Source organism: Curvibacter sp. GW821-FHT09D12 (assembly GCF_059416245.1).
In genome coordinates this window covers 1-551 of the sequence record NZ_JBWKOU010000063.1, presented here as the reverse complement: position 1 = coordinate 551, position 551 = coordinate 1, and the positions used below count along the sequence as shown (strand labels likewise).

Annotated in this window: 1 protein-coding gene; it reads left to right on the top strand. The window is 63.5% G+C overall.

The window, feature by feature from the left end; translation table 11 throughout:
* Positions 1-551, top strand: a 551-nt coding sequence (locus tag AC07PT_RS30445) for an IS66 family transposase (RefSeq protein ID WP_494659193.1), incomplete at both ends; no start/stop codon positions are given.

Genomic DNA, 551 nt, shown 5'->3' with positions numbered 1-551 from the left:
GTCGTGCAGGCCGACGAGACACCGGTGGACATGCTCGACCCTGGCGCCGGCAAGACCAAGAAAGCCTACATCTGGGGCTATGCCCGTGGGGCCTTCGACCCAGAACCTGCCGTGGTGTACGACTTCTGCACGGGCCGAGGGGGACGCTTCCCCATGGAGTTCCTGGGAGACTGGTCAGGCACCTTGGTGCGAGACGAGTACAAGGGCTATGAAAGCGTGCTGGCCCAGCGAGAGCGCAAGGCCGCGGGCTGCCTGGCACACGCCAGACGCAAGTACGACGAATTGCTCAAGCACAACAGCAGTCCGGTGGCGGCCGAGGCGATAGAGCGCATTGCGCAGATCTACCGTGTTGAGCGCGAACTGCAGGGCCTGTCAGGCACAGCCAGGCTGGCTCAAAGACGTGAGCACGCAGGGCCGCTGTGGAAATCTCTGCATGATTGGTTGACGCTGGAGGTGCGCCGTGTGCCCGAGGGCGGTGCCACGGCCAAGGCGATCAACTACAGCCTCAATCACTGGGAGGCGCTGACGCACAACCTGAGTGATGGCGATGT